This is a genomic window from Halomonas hibernica, from assembly GCF_013183775.1.
Classification (GTDB): domain Bacteria; phylum Pseudomonadota; class Gammaproteobacteria; order Pseudomonadales; family Halomonadaceae; genus Vreelandella; species Vreelandella citrativorans.
This window is the reverse complement of record NZ_VIFN01000010.1, coordinates 1-16,039: the sequence shown is the minus strand read 5'-3', so window position 1 is coordinate 16,039 and position 16,039 is coordinate 1. Positions and strand designations below refer to the sequence as shown.

Below are 16,039 nucleotides of genomic sequence, written 5' to 3'. Positions count from 1 at the left end.
ATGACCTTGCAGCGTGTTTATCTGGTGGCTGGCGAGCTTTCGGGGGATATCCTTGGGGCTGGTCTGATGCGTGCGCTTAAGTCGCGCCATCCAGAGGTTGAGTTTCGTGGGATTGGCGGGCCTCGCATGATCGCTGAGGGGATGCAAAGCCGCTTTCCGTTGGAAACGCTTTCTGTGATGGGGCTGGTTGAGGTCATCAAACACCTGCCTGAGCTGGTAGGTGTGCGCCGCACGCTGCGTCGCGAAGCGCTCGCCTGGCAGCCGGATATCATGGTGGGTATCGACGCGCCTGATTTTACGCTCGGCTTGGAAAAGCAACTGCGTAATGCCGGAATCAAAACGGCCCACTACGTCAGCCCTTCTGTTTGGGCGTGGCGGCAGGGGCGTGTGAAAGGCATTGCCAAATCCGTTGATGGCATGCTCACTCTGCTGCCCTTTGAGGCCGATTTTTACCGGTACCACAGTGTTCCTGTTGTGTTCGTGGGTCATCCGCTTGCCGATGAGCTGCCGCTTGAAAATGACCGCATCGCAACGCGACAGGCACTAGGTCTTGATGAAGATGCGCCGGTACTTGCTTTGTTGCCAGGCTCGCGCAGCAGCGAAATACGTTTCCTGGGTCATACGTTTTTAGCCGCCGCTGAACTGCTGTGCCAGCGCCATGCCACGCTAAAGGTTTTGATTCCGGCTGCCTCAGCACTGCGTCATGACGAAATTCAGGCGCTCTTGTCTCACTATCCAACGCTTGCCGAGCGTGTGCAGCTGTTAAATGGCCAGGCGCGAGAGGCAATGGTTGCCAGCGATGTCGTGCTCTTGGCATCCGGGACCGCCGCGCTTGAAGCCATGCTGTGTCACCGGGCGATGCTGGTTGCGTACAAGATGGCGCCGGCCACGCATTGGCTCGCCAAGCGTATGGTGAAAACCCAGTGGATATCGCTACCCAATCTGATCGCGCAGCAAAGCGTGGTACCTGAGCTTATTCAGGACGCGGCGACACCGGAAGCTATCGCAGACCGGCTTTATGAGTTGCTTAGCGATCACGAAGCACGATTGGCGTTAGAGGCACGCTTTGCAACGATGCACGCCGACTTGCAGCGCAACGCCAGTCGACGCGCCGCTGAGGCAATCACCGCTATCGCCTTAGGCCAGTCACTGGAGCAGCACAATGCCCGCTAAATCAGGCGATTTTCCGCCGCTTGAGATCGCCTATGTGGGTGAGCGCTTGGCGGGGGTCGACGAGGTTGGGCGTGGGCCGTTAATCGGTAGTGTCGTGGCCGCGGCGGTAATTCTGGACCCAGCACGGCCCATTGACGGTCTGACTGACTCTAAAAAGCTCACCGCCCGTAAGCGTGAAGCGTTAGACGTGCTGATACGCGAACAGGCGTTAGCCTTTGTGGTCGCTGAGGCAAGCGCTGCCGAAGTTGATCAGTTCAATATTTACCACGCCACGCACTTGGCAATGCGTCGTGCGATTGATGGTTTAGCCCCTGCGGCCGAGTATTTGCTGGTGGACGGTAATCGTTTGCCGGGACATAGTTTGCCGGGGCAAGCCGTAGTCAAAGGCGATGCGCGCCATCCCGCCATTGCTGCGGCGTCGATTCTTGCCAAGGTCGCGCGCGATGCCCAGATGGTTACGCTGGATATGCGCTATCCTGAGTACGGCTTTGCACGTCACAAAGGCTACCCAACGAAAGAGCATCTTGAGGCGCTATCCGCTCACGGGCCGCTTGAAGAGCACCGCCGAAGCTTCGCCCCCGTTCAGCGCCAATTAGCCCTCATTTAAGTGCTGTCGCTACGTTAAATTAACGTTATTTCATTTCTTTTTACCGAGATTCTACCGAGAGTGTCATGACGGTACCGTTTGTTCATCTACGTTTGCACAGTGAATACTCCCTGGTCGACGGCTTGGTAAAACTTAAGTCGTTGGTCAGCACTACCTTTGATCGCGGTATGCCGGCATTGGCGCTAACCGACGAAACAAACCTGTTCGGCCTGGTAAAGTTTTACAAGGCCGCTCAAGGGGCCGCACTCAAGCCCATTATTGGCAGTGACTTATGGCTCTTTAATCCCCACGATGAGTCACATCCTTACCGTATAACGCTGCTGGCGATGAACGATGTCGGCTATCGCAACCTGACCGAGCTGATCTCCAAGGGTTGGACCCACGGCCAGCGTCAGGGGCGGGCCATTTTGGATAAGCGCTGGGTGCTTGAACAAAGTGAAGGCCTGATTGCGCTTTCCGGGGCGCGGGAGGGCGAAATTGGCCGCCATCTGCTTTCCGACCATGAACGTGAAGCGCGCCAGCTGCTTGAAGAGTGGCAGGTTGCCTTTCCGGATCGTTTCTATCTGGAGCTGATTCGTACCGGGCGTCCGCTTGAAGAGGCGTGCGTGCATGCCAGCGTCAAGCTTGCCATCGATACCGGCACGCCAGTGGTGGCTACCAATGACGTACGCTTTCTTGAGCGGGAGGATTTCTGGGCGCATGAAACGCGTGTCGCCATTGGTGAAGGCAAGGCGCTGGACGACCCGCGCCGTGAACGCCGCTACACCGAAGAGCAGTATTTAAAAAGCCCGGACGAGATGGCAGCACTGTTCTCGGATATCCCCGAGGCGCTGGAAAACAGCGTGATGATTGCCGAGCGCTGCAGCGTGGATGTACGTCTGGGTGAGATATTTTTGCCTGAGTTCGAAATCCCTGAGGGAATGACCCTGGATGAGTTTTTCCGCAAGGTCTCCCACGACGGCCTGACGGATCGTCTGAACTTCCTGTTTCCTGTCGAGCGCTACCCGCGCGACAGTGACGAATACAAGGAAATTGATCAGCGTTACCGCGACCGGCTGGAGTTTGAACTCAACGTTATTATTCAGATGGGCTTCCCCGGTTACTTTCTGATCGTCATGGACTTTATCCAGTGGGCCAAGGATAACAACGTACCGGTAGGGCCCGGGCGAGGTTCCGGTGCGGGCTCTCTGGTTGCCTACGCGCAAAAGATCACCGACCTTGATCCCATCGGCTACGACCTGCTGTTTGAGCGCTTTTTGAACCCTGAGCGTGTTTCCATGCCCGACTTTGACGTCGATTTCTGCATGGAAAAACGCGACAAGGTGATCGAGTACGTGGCCGAGCGCTACGGGCGCGACGCGGTATCGCAGATTGTTACCTTCGGCACCATGGCGGCCAAAGCCGTGGTACGCGATGTGGCACGTGCTCAGGGCCGGCCGTACTCACTGGGTGACAAGCTCTCCAAGTTGATCCCGTTTGAAGTGGGCATGACGCTTGGCAAGGCGATTGAGCAGGAGGCTGCGCTTAAAGAGTTCATTGCTAACGACGAAGAAGCTGAAGAGATCTGGGAAATGGCCCTCAAGCTTGAGGGCACGACCCGGGGCACCGGCAAGCACGCGGGCGGCGTGGTCATCGCGCCCACCAAGCTGACCGATTTCTCGCCCTTACTGTGCGATGAAAGCGGCAATGGGCTGGTGGTTCAGTTCGATAAAAACGATATCGAAGACGCGGGGCTGGTCAAGTTCGACTTTTTGGGGCTGCGTACGCTGACCATTATCGACTGGGCGCTTGAGATGGTCGATAAGGTTCGCGGCGTGAATGGCCAGGAACCGCTGAACATTGATGCGATTCCGTTGGATGATGGCAAAACGTTTGAAATGCTCAAGCGTGCTGAAACCACGGCCGTTTTCCAGCTCGAATCTCGCGGCATGAAGGAGCTGATCAAGCGCCTACTACCGGATTCGCTGGACGACATGATCGCTCTGGTGGCACTGTTCCGCCCCGGCCCGTTGCAGTCAGGCATGGTCGATGACTTTATCAACCGTAAGCACGGCCGTGCCGAAGTATCTTATCCACACCCGGATTACCAGCACGAGCTGTTAAAACCGGTGCTGTCGCCTACCTACGGTATTATCCTTTACCAAGAGCAGGTTATGCAGATCGCTCAGGTAATGGCCGGTTATTCGCTGGGCCAGGCCGATATGCTGCGCCGGGCGATGGGTAAGAAAAAGCCCGAAGAGATGGCCAAGCAGCGTTCAGGCTTTATGGAAGGCTGCGCGGCCAATGGTATCGATAAGGATCTTGCCGGTAATATCTTCGACCTGGTGGAAAAGTTCGCCGGTTACGGGTTTAACAAGTCGCACTCTGCCGCCTACGCGCTGGTGTCTTACCAGACTGCGTGGCTGAAAGCCCATTATCCAGGGCCATTTATGGCCGCGGTTATGTCCACCGAGATGGACAACCTGGATAAGGTAGTGCCGCTAATCGAGGAGTGCCGTAACCTCAAGCTGACCGTTACTCCGCCGGACGTTAACGTAGGCGGCTACAAATTTACCGTGGATACCGAAGGGCGCGTGGTTTACGGCTTGGGGGCGATTCGCGGGGTGGGCGAGGGGCCCATCGGGGCAATTGTCGAGGCGCGCCAGACGGGTGGGCCGTTCACCGACCTGTTCGATTTCTGCCGTCGGCTTGACCCTAAACGTATGAACAAGCGCACCCTTGAAGCGCTGATTCGCTCAGGGGCGCTGGATAACCTTGGTCCTAACCGGGCCGTGCTGGCGGCCTCTATGGAAGATGCCCTGAAGGCCGCCGCCCAGAACCACACCAACCAGAGCTTGGGCATGCTGGATATGTTCGGCGAGGCTTTTGCTGATGCCGAAGACGAAGCGCTCGACGTCTACACTGAGTACCTCGGGGCGCGGGAATGGACCGACCGCGAGCGCCTTTCAGGTGAAAAAGATACCCTCGGGCTTTATCTTACCGGGCATCCGATTGATGAATATGAGCGTGAATTAAAACGCTTTGTATCAACACGTATTAGCGATTTAAAACCCTCCCGCGAACCTCAGCGGGTGGCCGGGCTGGTGGTTGCGATGCGTACCATGAAGTCCAAACGTGGCGATACCATGGCGTTTATCACCCTGGATGATCGCACCGGGCGTATTGAAGCATCGTTGTTTGGTGAGCTATTCGACCAGTTACGTGGTCAGATAGAGGCTGATCAGGTATTGATTGTTGAAGGCGAAGTTTCCAGTGACGATTTCTCTGGCGGGCTGAGACTGCGTGGAAAAGATGTAACGCCTATGGTCACTGCCCGTATTCGCTATGGCGATGCCGTTGAGCTTGCACTGGACGCCGAGCGTATCAATGGCCGCTTGGTCGAGAGTCTGCGCGATAGCTTAGCGCCCTACCGGGATAATGGCGGTTTGCCGGTGCGGTTGCAGTATCGCCATGCCCAAGCCGTCGGCTGGCTGGAGCTTGCCGGTGAATGGAAAGTCGCGCCCAGTGATGACTTGCTGCTTGCGTTGCGCGATGTGGAAGGGCAAGCGGGGGTTCAGCTACGTTACCGCTAAACCTGACCGTATGACGGTTGGGGAGTGTCGTTGAGCAGACCCTGCCTTGCGTGGCAGGGTCAGGATGCGATAATACGTCTATTAGATACTCGTTTCGACAAGGCCTTTTTATAGGCAGCTTACAGGCAGAGCCGATGAATCCCAATTATCTCGATTTTGAACAGCCCATTGCCGAGCTTCAGGCAAAAATTGAGGAGCTACGTTTGGTTAGCTCCGACAGCGTTAATCTCTCCGATGAGATATCCCGGCTGGAGGAGAAAAGTCGTAAGCTGACCGAATCGATCTTCAAGGACTTGACGCCCTGGCAGGTCTCTCAGCTATCGCGCCATCCTCAGCGCCCTTATACGCTCGACTATCTTGAGCACATGTTTAGCGACTTTGACGAGCTACATGGTGACCGTAACTTCGCTGATGACGCTGCCTTGGTAGGCGGCGTTGCGCGCTTGAATGATAAGCCGGTAATGGTGATCGGCCACCAGAAAGGGCGCGATGTTAAAGAGAAGGTGCGCCGTAACTTCGGTATGCCTCGCCCGGAAGGTTATCGTAAAGCGTGTCGTCTGATGGAAATGGCCGAACGCTTCAAAATGCCGATTTTAACCTTTATCGATACCCCCGGTGCTTACCCAGGCATTGACGCGGAAGAGCGTGGCCAGAGTGAAGCGATTGCCTACAACCTGGCGGTCATGTCGCGCCTGAAAACACCGATTATATCAACGGTTGTTGGCGAAGGCGGCTCCGGTGGGGCATTGGCGATCGGTGTATGCGATGAGCTGTACATGCTTCAGTACTCCACCTACTCGGTTATTTCACCAGAAGGCTGCGCGTCTATTCTCTGGAAAAGTGCCGAAAGAGCCTCTGATGCGGCCCAGGCAATGGGGATCACCGCAGAGCGCTTAAAAGAGCTTGGCTTTGTAGATGGGCTGATTAAAGAGCCGCTTGGCGGTGCGCATCGTCATCCGATGACGACGGCGGAGCGTGTGAAAGAGACCATCACCGAAGGCCTTGAGCGCCTTCAGGCACTGGATGCCGATGCCCTGCTGGAGCGCCGTTATAAGCGCTTAATGAGCTATGGCGCCCCAACTGCCTAATCAGCTTGAACGCCTGTTAAACGACGCCCTGGTGGAAACCCCACCGGGGCGCTCTATTTGGGTCGCGCTCTCCGGGGGGCTTGATTCCGCATTGCTGCTGACGCTGGCAGCTTCTGTTTGCCGCCAGGCCAATCGCCCACTGCGCGCCATCCATATTCATCATGGCTTGCAGGCCGCCGCCGATGACTTTGAACAGCACTGCCAAGCGCTTTGCAAGCAGCTTGGCGTGCCGCTTAGGGTGGTGCGCGTTACGGTAGACGCCGCTGGCGGTATTGAAGCGGCAGCGCGTCAGGCGCGCTATGCTGCGTTTCATGAGCATGTTCCCACGGGAGACACCGTTTGGCTGGCCCAGCATCAGGATGATCAAGCGGAAACCTTTCTGCTGGCTGCACTGCGGGGAAGCGGTATTCGCGGGTTAGCGGGAATGCCACACTGCCGTCATGCACACGGCCTTACCTTCGTTCGGCCCTGGCTCTCGATTGCCCGGTGCTGCCTGGAGGGGCGAGCCTGCCAAATCGGCCTTGAATGGCGCGAAGACCCCACTAATAGCGATGTCACACTTGATCGTAACCGCCTGCGTCATGACGTCTTGCCTCTTCTCAAAGCGCGCTGGCCCGACATGGCTGGCGCGTTTTCCCATAGCGCTAAGCATGCCGGGGAAGCGGATGCGCTGCTCAGTGAGTATGCGCAAGCGGAATTGGAGGCGCTTCGCACAGATGCTAACCGCACTGACTTGGAGCGTATTGATGCCCTCGCGTTGGCCACGCGCTCACGGCCTCGCCAGCGATTGCTGGTACGCTCCTGGTGCCAGCAGCGATTATTGCCGACCCCGCCTCAGCGTCGCCTGGAGACGCTACTTGATCAATTAACGGCCGCACCGGACGCGAGTGTGCACGTCACGTGGCCAGGAGCGGAGGCTCGGGTGTGGCAACAGCGGCTTTATCTAATGGCACCGCTTAAGCCGCTACCGGCCTGGCAGTGTGCCTGGGATGGCAGGGCAGGGCAGGCAACACCGTTAGGTGCGCTGGAACTCTCGTTGAAGTCCGATACGCCGCTAACATTGCGCTGGCGCCAGGGAGGGGAAGTGATTACGCTTGCCGAGCGAGGGCGCCGAGACGTTAAAAGGCTGCTTCAGGAGGCCCAAATTCCCCCATGGGAGCGCGAGCGGCTGGTGATGGTAATGGCGGAAGACACTTGCCTTGGCGTGGTTCAGCCGCCAGCCAGAGTGCTCTGGAAAGCGGCTAACGTAAGGTTTGTCTCGTAGGCGGTGCGCCCGTCTGTCTCTTTTAGCTTTCCTGTATGACGTTCAGCGTGAAGCCTGCGGCATCCATATACGCCTGTTCCTGCTCAATATCGGTGCTGAGTAGCGTTGGCTCATCGCTGGCGGGCAGTGCCAGCGTTAAGCTGTCAGCATCAACACTAATATTTGGTAAGGGCGGGGCGTTTTCGGGGCGTGAGTGGTTAATCAGCACCGCCAGGCGTAGCAGTAGGGCAAGCCGTATGCTGTGCGCGTGCTGCGCCTTGGGGAGCGCCTGCCACTCTTTGAGCGGGAATTTACGCCGATGGGCACGTACTAGAAAGGCCAGCTGATGCTGCTCCGGGCGTGAAAAGCCCGCCAGGTCAGAGTTTTCCAGCAGGTAAGCGCCATGGCGATGAAACTGGCTATGGGAAATAGCCAAGCCAATTTCGTGTACATGGCTGGCCCACTGAAGGTAGTAACGGTGCTCATGGGTGAGCGACCAGGCGCCTTGCACCTGTTTAAACAGACATAGTGCGGTCTCGGCCACGTTATCGGCCTGTCGGGTATCCACGTCGTAAATGCGCTGGAGAACGTCAAGGCTTTTGGAGCGTGTGTCTTCTGCGCTATTGCGTCCAGCCATATCATAGAGCACACCCTCGCGCAGGGCGCCGTCGGCAAAACGCATTTGGTTCAGGTCAAATGCCTCGAAGATAGCGCTTAAAATGGCCACCCCAGCAGGGAAAACTCGTGCGCGGTCAGGCTTTAATCCGTCGAGTTCGACTTTGCACAGCTGTTTGCACTTGAGCAGGCGCTCACGCAGTTTTTTGAGCCCGCTGCGCGTAATTACACCTTCAGAGGGGGTGTCACCATAGGCGAGAAGAACGCTAGCCACTGCTTTAATAGTGCCACTGGAGCCTACCGGGTCTTCCCAGCCAAGGCGCAGGTAGGGGCGCTGAATATGGGCAAGTTCTGATAACGCGGCCAGTTCGGCGCGGCGCATGCGCTTTTCACTCATCTCGCCGTCAGGAAAGTAGCGGCTGGTAAAGGTCACACAGCCCATGCGCAGGCTTTCCAGCGCCTTGGGTTCAAATTCTTCACCAATGATAAATTCGGTTGAGCCGCCACCAATATCGACAATCAAGCGGCGCCCGTTTTCGGCCAAGGCATGAGCCGCCCCTAGATAGATAAGCCGGGCCTCTTCACGGCCCGCAATAATTTCGATGGGGTGACCAAGTTGTGTTTCAGCCCGTTCAATAAACGCCTGGCTATTATGGGCGTCACGCAGGGCGTTGGTGCCCACGATGCGCAGGTTTGCGCTCTCAATATCACTTAAAAACGGCGCGAAGCGGCCCAGGCAATCCAGGGCGCGCTGAATGGCTGCTTCGTTAAGCTTGCCCTCTTCATCCAGGCCAGCCGCCAGTTGGACTTTTTCACCCAATCGTGCAACGACTTGAAGACGCTCATTTTGATAGTTGGCTACCAGAAGGTGAAAACTGTTGGAGCCGAGGTCAATGGCGGCTAGCCGCTGTGGTGCTGCGTTTTCCAGTTCGCTAACAGGAGCGCTAACGGGGGGTGAAATGTCCTTGGGCATGAGCTATCCTTCGTATTGGCTTTGCCAAGGTTGCGGTGCGCTTGGGCTATTGTCAATTGGCAAAGACTTGCGTTTATCGCGGGCCTTGACTACCATCGAACGACAGGTCTGACACGACCTTGCCTGCTACAAGGCTGATTGCTAGAAATTACCCAAAAAATTACTAGTAATAGCTCTGCTGACAAGAGATCGTTGATAGCGTGTCGATTCAGTTGTCTTGGTTGCCAAGCTTTTCTGGTGCTAGGCTTTCCTAGTAGTAAGCTTTCCTGGTACTAGGCTTTCTTGGTATTATCGGGACTTATTGAACGTCGTATTTATTTAATGCTGTACTTACCTTGGCTAAGCACGCGATGATTGTGCTACGTATATTGACTAACTAACGCTTATCCAGCATGTTAACAAGATACTGCTTATCCAGATAGCATCAGCCATATTTCCAAGTCGTCAGATGACCCGCTGATTGGTTCTTTCCTTATGCCAATCAGAACAAACAACTGCATGTACCCTCGAACTGAGCAATAACTCATTGCCTCATTGCACCAATGCCATGAGTTTTCACATGCCCAGCGGCTTACCATCGAGTACGTGCTTTATCGGGACCTGAACGCATCACACGGCGCCTAGCCATATCAGTACGTGCTACGCCTCCTGTCTTATTCTGGCGCCTTGCGCCTAGCTTCCAGAGCAACTTTCTAACACGCCGATGAATCTCACTGAACTCAAGCAAAAAACCGTTCCCGAGCTGCTCGATATCGCCCGCGAAATGGGTATCGATAACCTGGCCCGTTCGCGCAAGCAGGACATCATTTTCGCCATCCTCAAACGACACGCTAAAAGCGGTGAGGACATTTACGGCGACGGTGTACTGGAAATTCTTCAGGATGGCTTTGGCTTCCTGCGCAGCGCCGACAGCTCTTATCTTGCCGGACCGGACGATATCTACGTATCGCCCTCGCAGATTCGCCGTTTTAACCTGCGTAAAGGCGACTCCATTTCCGGCAAAATTCGCCCGCCGAAAGAAGGCGAGCGCTATTTTGCTCTGCTCAAGGTTAGCCAGATCAACTTTGACCGTCCGGAAAATGCCAAGCACAAGATTCTCTTCGAGAACTTAACGCCGCTATTCCCGAATGACCGTTTGCGGATGGAAATCGGTAACGGTTCTACCGAAGATCTAACGGCCCGTATCATCGACCTGACTGCGCCGATTGGTAAAGGTCAGCGTGGCCTGCTGGTGTCTCCGCCTAAAGCGGGTAAGACACTGATGCTGCAGAACATCGCCACCTCGATTACGCGCAACAATCCTGAGTGCCATCTGATCGTACTGCTGATCGATGAGCGCCCGGAGGAAGTGACCGAAATGTCGCGTACCGTACGCGGTGAAGTGGTGGCTTCCACCTTTGATGAACCGCCAGCGCGCCACGTTCAGGTCGCTGAAATGGTCATCGAAAAAGCCAAGCGTTTGGTTGAGCACAAAAAAGACGTGGTTATCCTGCTGGACTCGATTACCCGCTTAGCGCGTGCCTACAACACCGTCGTGCCGAGCTCCGGTAAAGTGCTGACCGGTGGTGTCGATGCGCATGCGCTTGAGAAGCCTAAGCGTTTCTTCGGTGCGGCGCGTAATATCGAAGAGGGCGGTAGCTTGACCATTATCGCTACGGCCCTGGTGGATACCGGTTCGAAGATGGATGAAGTCATCTTCGAAGAGTTCAAGGGTACCGGTAATATGGAAGCGCACCTTGATCGCAAGCTGGCGGAAAGGCGCGTCTTCCCGGCAATCAACATTCGTCGCAGCGGCACGCGGCGTGAAGATCTGCTGGCGTCTGAGGAAGAGATGCAGCGCATGTGGATTTTGCGCAAGCTGCTCAACCCGATGGAAGACACGGCTGCCACGGAATTCCTGATTGATCGTCTGAAGGATACCAAGACGAATCTTGAGTTCTTTGAAGCGATGAAACGCCGCTAGGATTGATGAAAATCACTATAGCGGCGCAAGCCTAGCGGGGAGTGTGTCTTGAAGTATAACGACTTGCGCGACTTCATCGCGGCGCTGGAAGCGCGCGGTGAACTCAAGCGTATCCAAGCCGAAGTTGATCCTTACCTGGAAATCACCGAGATTTGCGACCGCACGCTGCGTGCCGGTGGCCCGGCACTCTTGTTTGAGAATGTGAAGGGCCATGATATGCCGCTGCTGGGCAATCTTTTCGGTACGCCAAAGCGCGTGGCGCTAGGAATGGGGCAGGAGTCGGTCGAAGCGCTGCGCGAAGTGGGTAAGCTGTTGGCCTTTTTAAAAGAGCCTGATCCACCCAAGGGGTTGAAGGACGCCTGGGATAAGCTGCCTATCTTCAAACAAGTGCTTAGCATGGGGCCTAAAACCGTTAAGCGGGCGCCAGTGCAGGAAGTCGTTTTTGAAGGTGACGAGGTTGATCTTGATCGCCTGCCTATCCAGCACTGCTGGCCGGGCGATGCGGCGCCTTTAGTCACTTGGCCGTTGGTCATTACCCGTGGCCCGCATAAAAAGCGTCAGAATCTGGGGATTTACCGGCAGCAGAAGATTGGCAAGAACCGCCTGATCATGCGCTGGCTCTCCCACCGCGGCGGGGCACTGGATTTCCAGGAGTTTCAGCAAGCGCACCCTGGCGAGCCTTTCCCGGTTGCCGTAGCGTTGGGTGCTGATCCGGCTACGATCCTGGCGGCCGTGACCCCCGTCCCTGACTCACTCTCCGAATATGCGTTTGCCGGGCTTCTGCGCGGCTCGCGTACCGAGCTTGTTAAGTGCGGCCATTATGACCTTGAGGTGCCTGCCTCCAGTGAGATTATTCTGGAAGGGGTTATCTATCCTGATGATATGGCGCCTGAAGGCCCGTACGGTGATCACACCGGCTATTACAACGAGGTGGATCACTTCCCGGTCTTTACGGTAACGCGCATGACCATGCGCCGTGATGCCATTTATCACTCCACCTATACCGGGCGGCCGCCGGATGAGCCTGCCGTTCTCGGGTTGGCGCTTAACGAAGTGTTTGTGCCGATACTCTGCAAGCAGTTTCCTGAAATTGTCGACTTTTACCTGCCGCCTGAAGGCTGCTCGTATCGCATGGCGGTTGTTACCATGAAAAAGCAGTACCCAGGTCACGCCAAGCGCGTGATGATGGGGGTATGGAGCTTTTTACGTCAGTTCATGTACACCAAGTTCGTGATTGTGCTGGATGACGACGTTGATGCGCGCAACTGGGAAGACGTGATCTGGGCGATTACCACGCGTATGGACCCGGCGCGAGATACCGTGATGGTTGAGAATACGCCTATCGATTATCTGGATTTCGCCTCGCCTGTCTCTGGCCTGGGTTCCAAACTGGGGCTCGATGCGACCAACAAATGGCCAGGCGAAACAGACCGCGAGTGGGGCACGCCCATCGTGATGGACGAGACAGTCAAAAATCGCGTTGACGAGCGGTGGGAAGAGCTGGGGATTGGTATTCCTCTGCCAGCACCGCGGCATGGCGGTTAAGAAGGCAGTTAAGTTTAGCGGCGCACGTTGATCGATTTTTCACATAGAGGTTTTCATGAGCGCAAGGACGTTAACCTGCCAGGTAACGGCCGTTGAGGATTTAAATCCTGACGTATTTGGCGTGACGCTAAAAGGGCGCGCAGAATCAATGCAGCATGCGCCTGGGCAATATCTAGAACTTAAATTGGATGACAACACTTGGGTGCCCTTTTCAATTGCCAGTGCCGAGCAGGGCGATGGCGTCATTGAACTGCATATTCAGCACTGGCCTGAGCGCGATAATTCAGTACGACTTCGAAATTTGCTCCAGGTGGCCAATCAGCTAACGCTGCGCTTGCCCGGCGGTGAATGTGTGGTTGACGCGCAAAGCGAGCGTCCGCTGCTGCTGATTGCTGCTGGCACAGGGTTTTCACAAATGAAAGCGATTGTTGAGGCCACCCTGCGTGACCAGCCTGAGCGGCCAATCTCACTCTGGTGGGCTGCCCGTGAGCATCGCGACCTTTACGCTGAAAGCCTGGCGACTGAGTGGGCGCAGCGCTATCCCAATGTAACGTTTAAAGCGGTCACCGAATTTCCGCTAACTGAGCCTTTGGCAAGCGGCGAGCGTATTCATCACCATCAGGGCCGGGTTGATCTTGTACTGGAGAAAGCGGCGCTGACGTTCAGCGATTATGACGTGTATCTCTCCGGCTCGCCCGGCATGGTATACGCCTGCCTGGATGTGTTGGAAACCAAAGGCGTGGTGAGTGAGCGGGTTTTTTCCGACGTATTTGCTTATGCGCCGCGTGGGTGATTGACCCACAGCGTTAGTCTGTCACTTTTTGGCTATGGCGCTGTTTGTTAATCAACAGTTGCCATTTGCCAAGCTTAAGGGCAGGATAAAGATATACCTTTTTTAAAACGATTTTTTGCGGCCCCTTGGCTTGCCAGTCATCAGGAAAAATATGCACACACAAGCGCCTTTCCACACTGCTAACCGCCTGCCTTTTATGGCGGTTAGTGTGTGCATGAGCGTTGTGGCCTATTTTGGATATTGGTTTAGCCACGGTGTGCCCGCGGCCGACGGTTAACGTCGCGCTACTAGGCACACCTTCCAGGTTGCCTGCCGAATCTTCAAGCCCCGGTTGGTAACCCCACCGGGGCTTTTTGCGTTTAACGGCTTTTGCCATAGGAATTTCATTAAGGAGCTGCACCATGATGTATCGCGCTTATAACGTCACTATCGCTACCGGCTATGTGGGCTATGGCTGGCGATTTAGCGACGCGCGGTCGGTGCAAGCTGCCACCTCCGACCGTGCCCGTTTGGGTGGTAACGCCAATCAACGATGTCATGTGATACCGGAGAGTTAATGATGAATGCCCAGGCAAGCCTAGCCCCGATCAAGAATGCTAACGCCAAACTCCTTGGCGACAGTACGCCCAGCCCTGTTAATCACTTACCGACACCCGCCGAGTTACGCCAAAGCGTTGCCGTTGATGCTCGGTTAGGCCAGCAAATTTCTCAACAGCGAGAAGCAGTTCAGAAAATATTAAGTGGCCAGGATAAAAGATTATTGGTGGTGGTAGGCCCCTGTTCTATCCATGACCCGGACGCAGCGCTTGAGTACGCTGACCGTTTGGCGGTGCTAAGTGAGCAGGTGGATGAGCAGATTTTACCGGTAATGCGGGTTTACGTTGAAAAGCCGCGTACGACGGTTGGCTGGAAAGGGCTGGCCTATGACCCTGATTTAGACGGTCGTGGCGATATGCCCAAGGGCATTACCCTCTCTCGTGAATTGATGCATGCCGTTGCCGCCCGAGGCCTACCGGTGGCCACCGAGCTGCTTCAGCCCATGCTCGCGCCTTACCTGGATGACCTTTTAAGCTGGGTCGCGATTGGCGCGCGTACTACAGAGTCGCAGCTGCACCGTGAGCTGGCCAGTGACCTGGCCGCGGCGGTCGGGTTCAAAAATGCCACCAGCGGAGATGTGCAGGTCGCGATTGACGCCATACAAGCTGCCGCTCATGGGCACCAGCGCTTTGCTCAAGACAGTCATGGACGCCCCATCATGCAGCAAACAGCCGGTAACCCGCATACGCATGTTGTGCTTCGCGGCGGGCATGGCGAGCCGAACTATCAGGCAGCGCATGTTCAGGCAGCTATCAAGGCGCTGCATGAGGCAGGTCAGAACCCACGTTTAATGGTCGACTGTAGCCACGCCAATGCACGTAAAGATCATCGTCGTCAGAATGAAGTAATGCTGGATGTACTGGCCCAGCGGCAGGCGGGCAACGCCAATCTGGTCGCCTTGATGCTTGAAAGCCACCTGTTTGAGGGCAAACAGCCGTTAAACCCTAGTGCACTGCGTTACGGTGTTTCGGTAACCGATGCCTGTGTTGGCTGGGAGGCAACCGAGCGGTTGTTAAAAATGGCTGCAGAGCGATTAAGCGCACATTAAGCGACTCAGGCTTGTTTGCGTTGGTCAGCCCCGTATTATAGAGCTCTCATTTGGATTGCGAGGTTGGCCATGGTTTTTACCCTTGAGCCGCATGATGTACAACGCTACCGTCGTAAGGCGCGCATGATTAGCTTTGCGATGGCGGGACAACTGGTCATTTTTGGAATGCTGTTTTCCATGCTGCTGACCTCTGCCTTGGGCAGCAGCTTATGGCTCTACGCGCTAGGTATCTTCCTGGGACTTCTAGCCACCAGCGCACTCTTTGCGGTGCTGCGCGAACGGCCCTGGATGACCGAGATGCGCTACGTATGGCAGTTAAAGCAACACCTGTCGCAAATCAGGGGGTATTTACCTACGCTTAGGCGTGCACTTGAAGATGATAATCAAGCCGCGCTTAATATCGTGACCTTTTACCATCAAGGGATAACGCAGCTAGCCGAGCTAAATGGTCGTGAGCCCTCTCAAGACCCCACGTGGCTGGCCGAGAAGCATCACTTGGCGGAAAAGCGGGCAGCATTGGGATTGCCGCCCAAGTTTGATACCTTTGATCCACAGGATCTACACGCCTTTAAGCGAAGCTAGTGCATTACACAATAAATCACGCGCGCAGGGAGCCTTGATAGATGACGTTTTTTACCCCCCTTCGATTAGCCGCTGTGGGTGCTTGTTTGATGGCACTCACCGGCTGTGCCTCTACGTCTTCACCAGCAGACGAGTCTGGCACAATGACCGTTAACAGCAGTGCCCCGTTGTTGCCCTCGGTACTTTTTGCTGGAAACGCCGAGCAGTACCAGGGCTGGCACTGCCAGCCCGCTGACCAGA

General features: G+C 55.8%; 13 protein-coding genes and 1 pseudogene. 12 read left to right on the top strand and 2 right to left on the bottom strand.

Going from position 1 to position 16,039, the window contains the following annotated elements; translation table 11 throughout:
- From lpxB to tilS, 5 genes are all read left to right on the top strand, one after another.
- Positions 1-1,173, top strand: coding sequence for a lipid-A-disaccharide synthase (gene lpxB, locus FKN99_RS14135; RefSeq protein ID WP_172118489.1), 1,173 nt, complete (start codon positions 1-3; stop codon positions 1,171-1,173).
- On the top strand, positions 1,163-1,780 hold the full coding sequence (rnhB, locus tag FKN99_RS14130) for a ribonuclease HII (RefSeq protein ID WP_172118488.1): 618 nt from the start codon (positions 1,163-1,165) through the stop codon (positions 1,778-1,780). Before lpxB ends, rnhB begins: the two co-directional genes overlap by 11 nt.
- Positions 1,781-1,845: 65 nt before the next feature.
- Positions 1,846-5,352, top strand: coding sequence for a DNA polymerase III subunit alpha (gene dnaE, locus FKN99_RS14125; protein ID WP_172118487.1), 3,507 nt, complete (start codon positions 1,846-1,848; stop codon positions 5,350-5,352).
- Positions 5,353-5,486: 134 nt separating this feature from the next.
- On the top strand, positions 5,487-6,440 hold the full coding sequence (locus FKN99_RS14120) for an acetyl-CoA carboxylase carboxyltransferase subunit alpha (RefSeq protein ID WP_172118486.1): 954 nt from the start codon (positions 5,487-5,489) through the stop codon (positions 6,438-6,440).
- The gene (gene tilS / locus FKN99_RS14115; RefSeq protein WP_172118485.1) at positions 6,421-7,704 is read left to right on the top strand and encodes a tRNA lysidine(34) synthetase TilS; all 1,284 of its coding nucleotides are present in this window, start codon (positions 6,421-6,423) and stop codon (positions 7,702-7,704) included. Before FKN99_RS14120 ends, tilS begins: the two co-directional genes overlap by 20 nt.
- A gap of 22 nt (positions 7,705-7,726) precedes the next feature.
- Here tilS and ppx read toward each other — a convergent pair whose 3' ends face one another.
- Positions 7,727-9,271, bottom strand: coding sequence for an exopolyphosphatase (ppx, locus tag FKN99_RS14110; RefSeq protein WP_172118484.1), 1,545 nt, complete (start codon positions 9,269-9,271; stop codon positions 7,727-7,729).
- A 703-nt stretch (positions 9,272-9,974) separates the two neighbouring features.
- Here ppx and rho point away from each other — a divergent pair.
- From rho to FKN99_RS14095, 3 genes are read left to right on the top strand one after another with little or no spacing between them, the layout of a single operon-like run.
- Positions 9,975-11,234, top strand: a complete 1,260-nt coding sequence (rho, locus tag FKN99_RS14105; protein ID WP_172118483.1) for a transcription termination factor Rho — start codon at positions 9,975-9,977, stop codon at positions 11,232-11,234.
- A gap of 48 nt (positions 11,235-11,282) precedes the next feature.
- Positions 11,283-12,779 (top strand): 4-hydroxy-3-polyprenylbenzoate decarboxylase, encoded by a 1,497-nt coding sequence (ubiD, locus tag FKN99_RS14100; RefSeq protein ID WP_172118482.1) that lies wholly within the window; start codon positions 11,283-11,285, stop codon positions 12,777-12,779.
- 55 nt (positions 12,780-12,834) lie between these two features.
- The gene (locus tag FKN99_RS14095; protein ID WP_172118481.1) at positions 12,835-13,572 is read left to right on the top strand and encodes an NAD(P)H-flavin reductase; all 738 of its coding nucleotides are present in this window, start codon (positions 12,835-12,837) and stop codon (positions 13,570-13,572) included.
- A 13-nt stretch (positions 13,573-13,585) separates the two neighbouring features.
- Here the strand turns inward: FKN99_RS14095 and FKN99_RS14090 are convergent, their stop codons facing one another.
- Positions 13,586-13,948 carry a hypothetical protein gene (locus tag FKN99_RS14090; RefSeq protein ID WP_172118480.1) on the bottom strand — a complete coding sequence of 121 codons (363 nt, stop codon included), beginning with the start codon at positions 13,946-13,948 and terminating at the stop codon, positions 13,586-13,588.
- A gap of 25 nt (positions 13,949-13,973) precedes the next feature.
- Between FKN99_RS14090 and FKN99_RS14085 the strand changes: the two genes are divergently transcribed.
- From FKN99_RS14085 to FKN99_RS14070, 4 genes and pseudogenes are all read left to right on the top strand, one after another.
- Positions 13,974-14,129 (top strand): hypothetical protein, encoded by a 156-nt coding sequence (locus FKN99_RS14085; RefSeq protein ID WP_172118479.1) that lies wholly within the window; start codon positions 13,974-13,976, stop codon positions 14,127-14,129.
- 2 nt (positions 14,130-14,131) lie between these two features.
- A complete protein-coding gene (locus FKN99_RS14080; protein ID WP_216658101.1) occupies positions 14,132-15,217 on the top strand; it encodes a 3-deoxy-7-phosphoheptulonate synthase in 1,086 nt (361 codons plus the stop codon).
- 69 nt (positions 15,218-15,286) lie between these two features.
- The gene (locus tag FKN99_RS14075; protein ID WP_172118478.1) at positions 15,287-15,799 is read left to right on the top strand and encodes a DUF3087 family protein; all 513 of its coding nucleotides are present in this window, start codon (positions 15,287-15,289) and stop codon (positions 15,797-15,799) included.
- Between the two features lie 41 nt (positions 15,800-15,840).
- Positions 15,841-16,039 (top strand): annotated as a pseudogene (locus FKN99_RS14070) (C-type lysozyme, inhibitor); the annotation flags it as partial.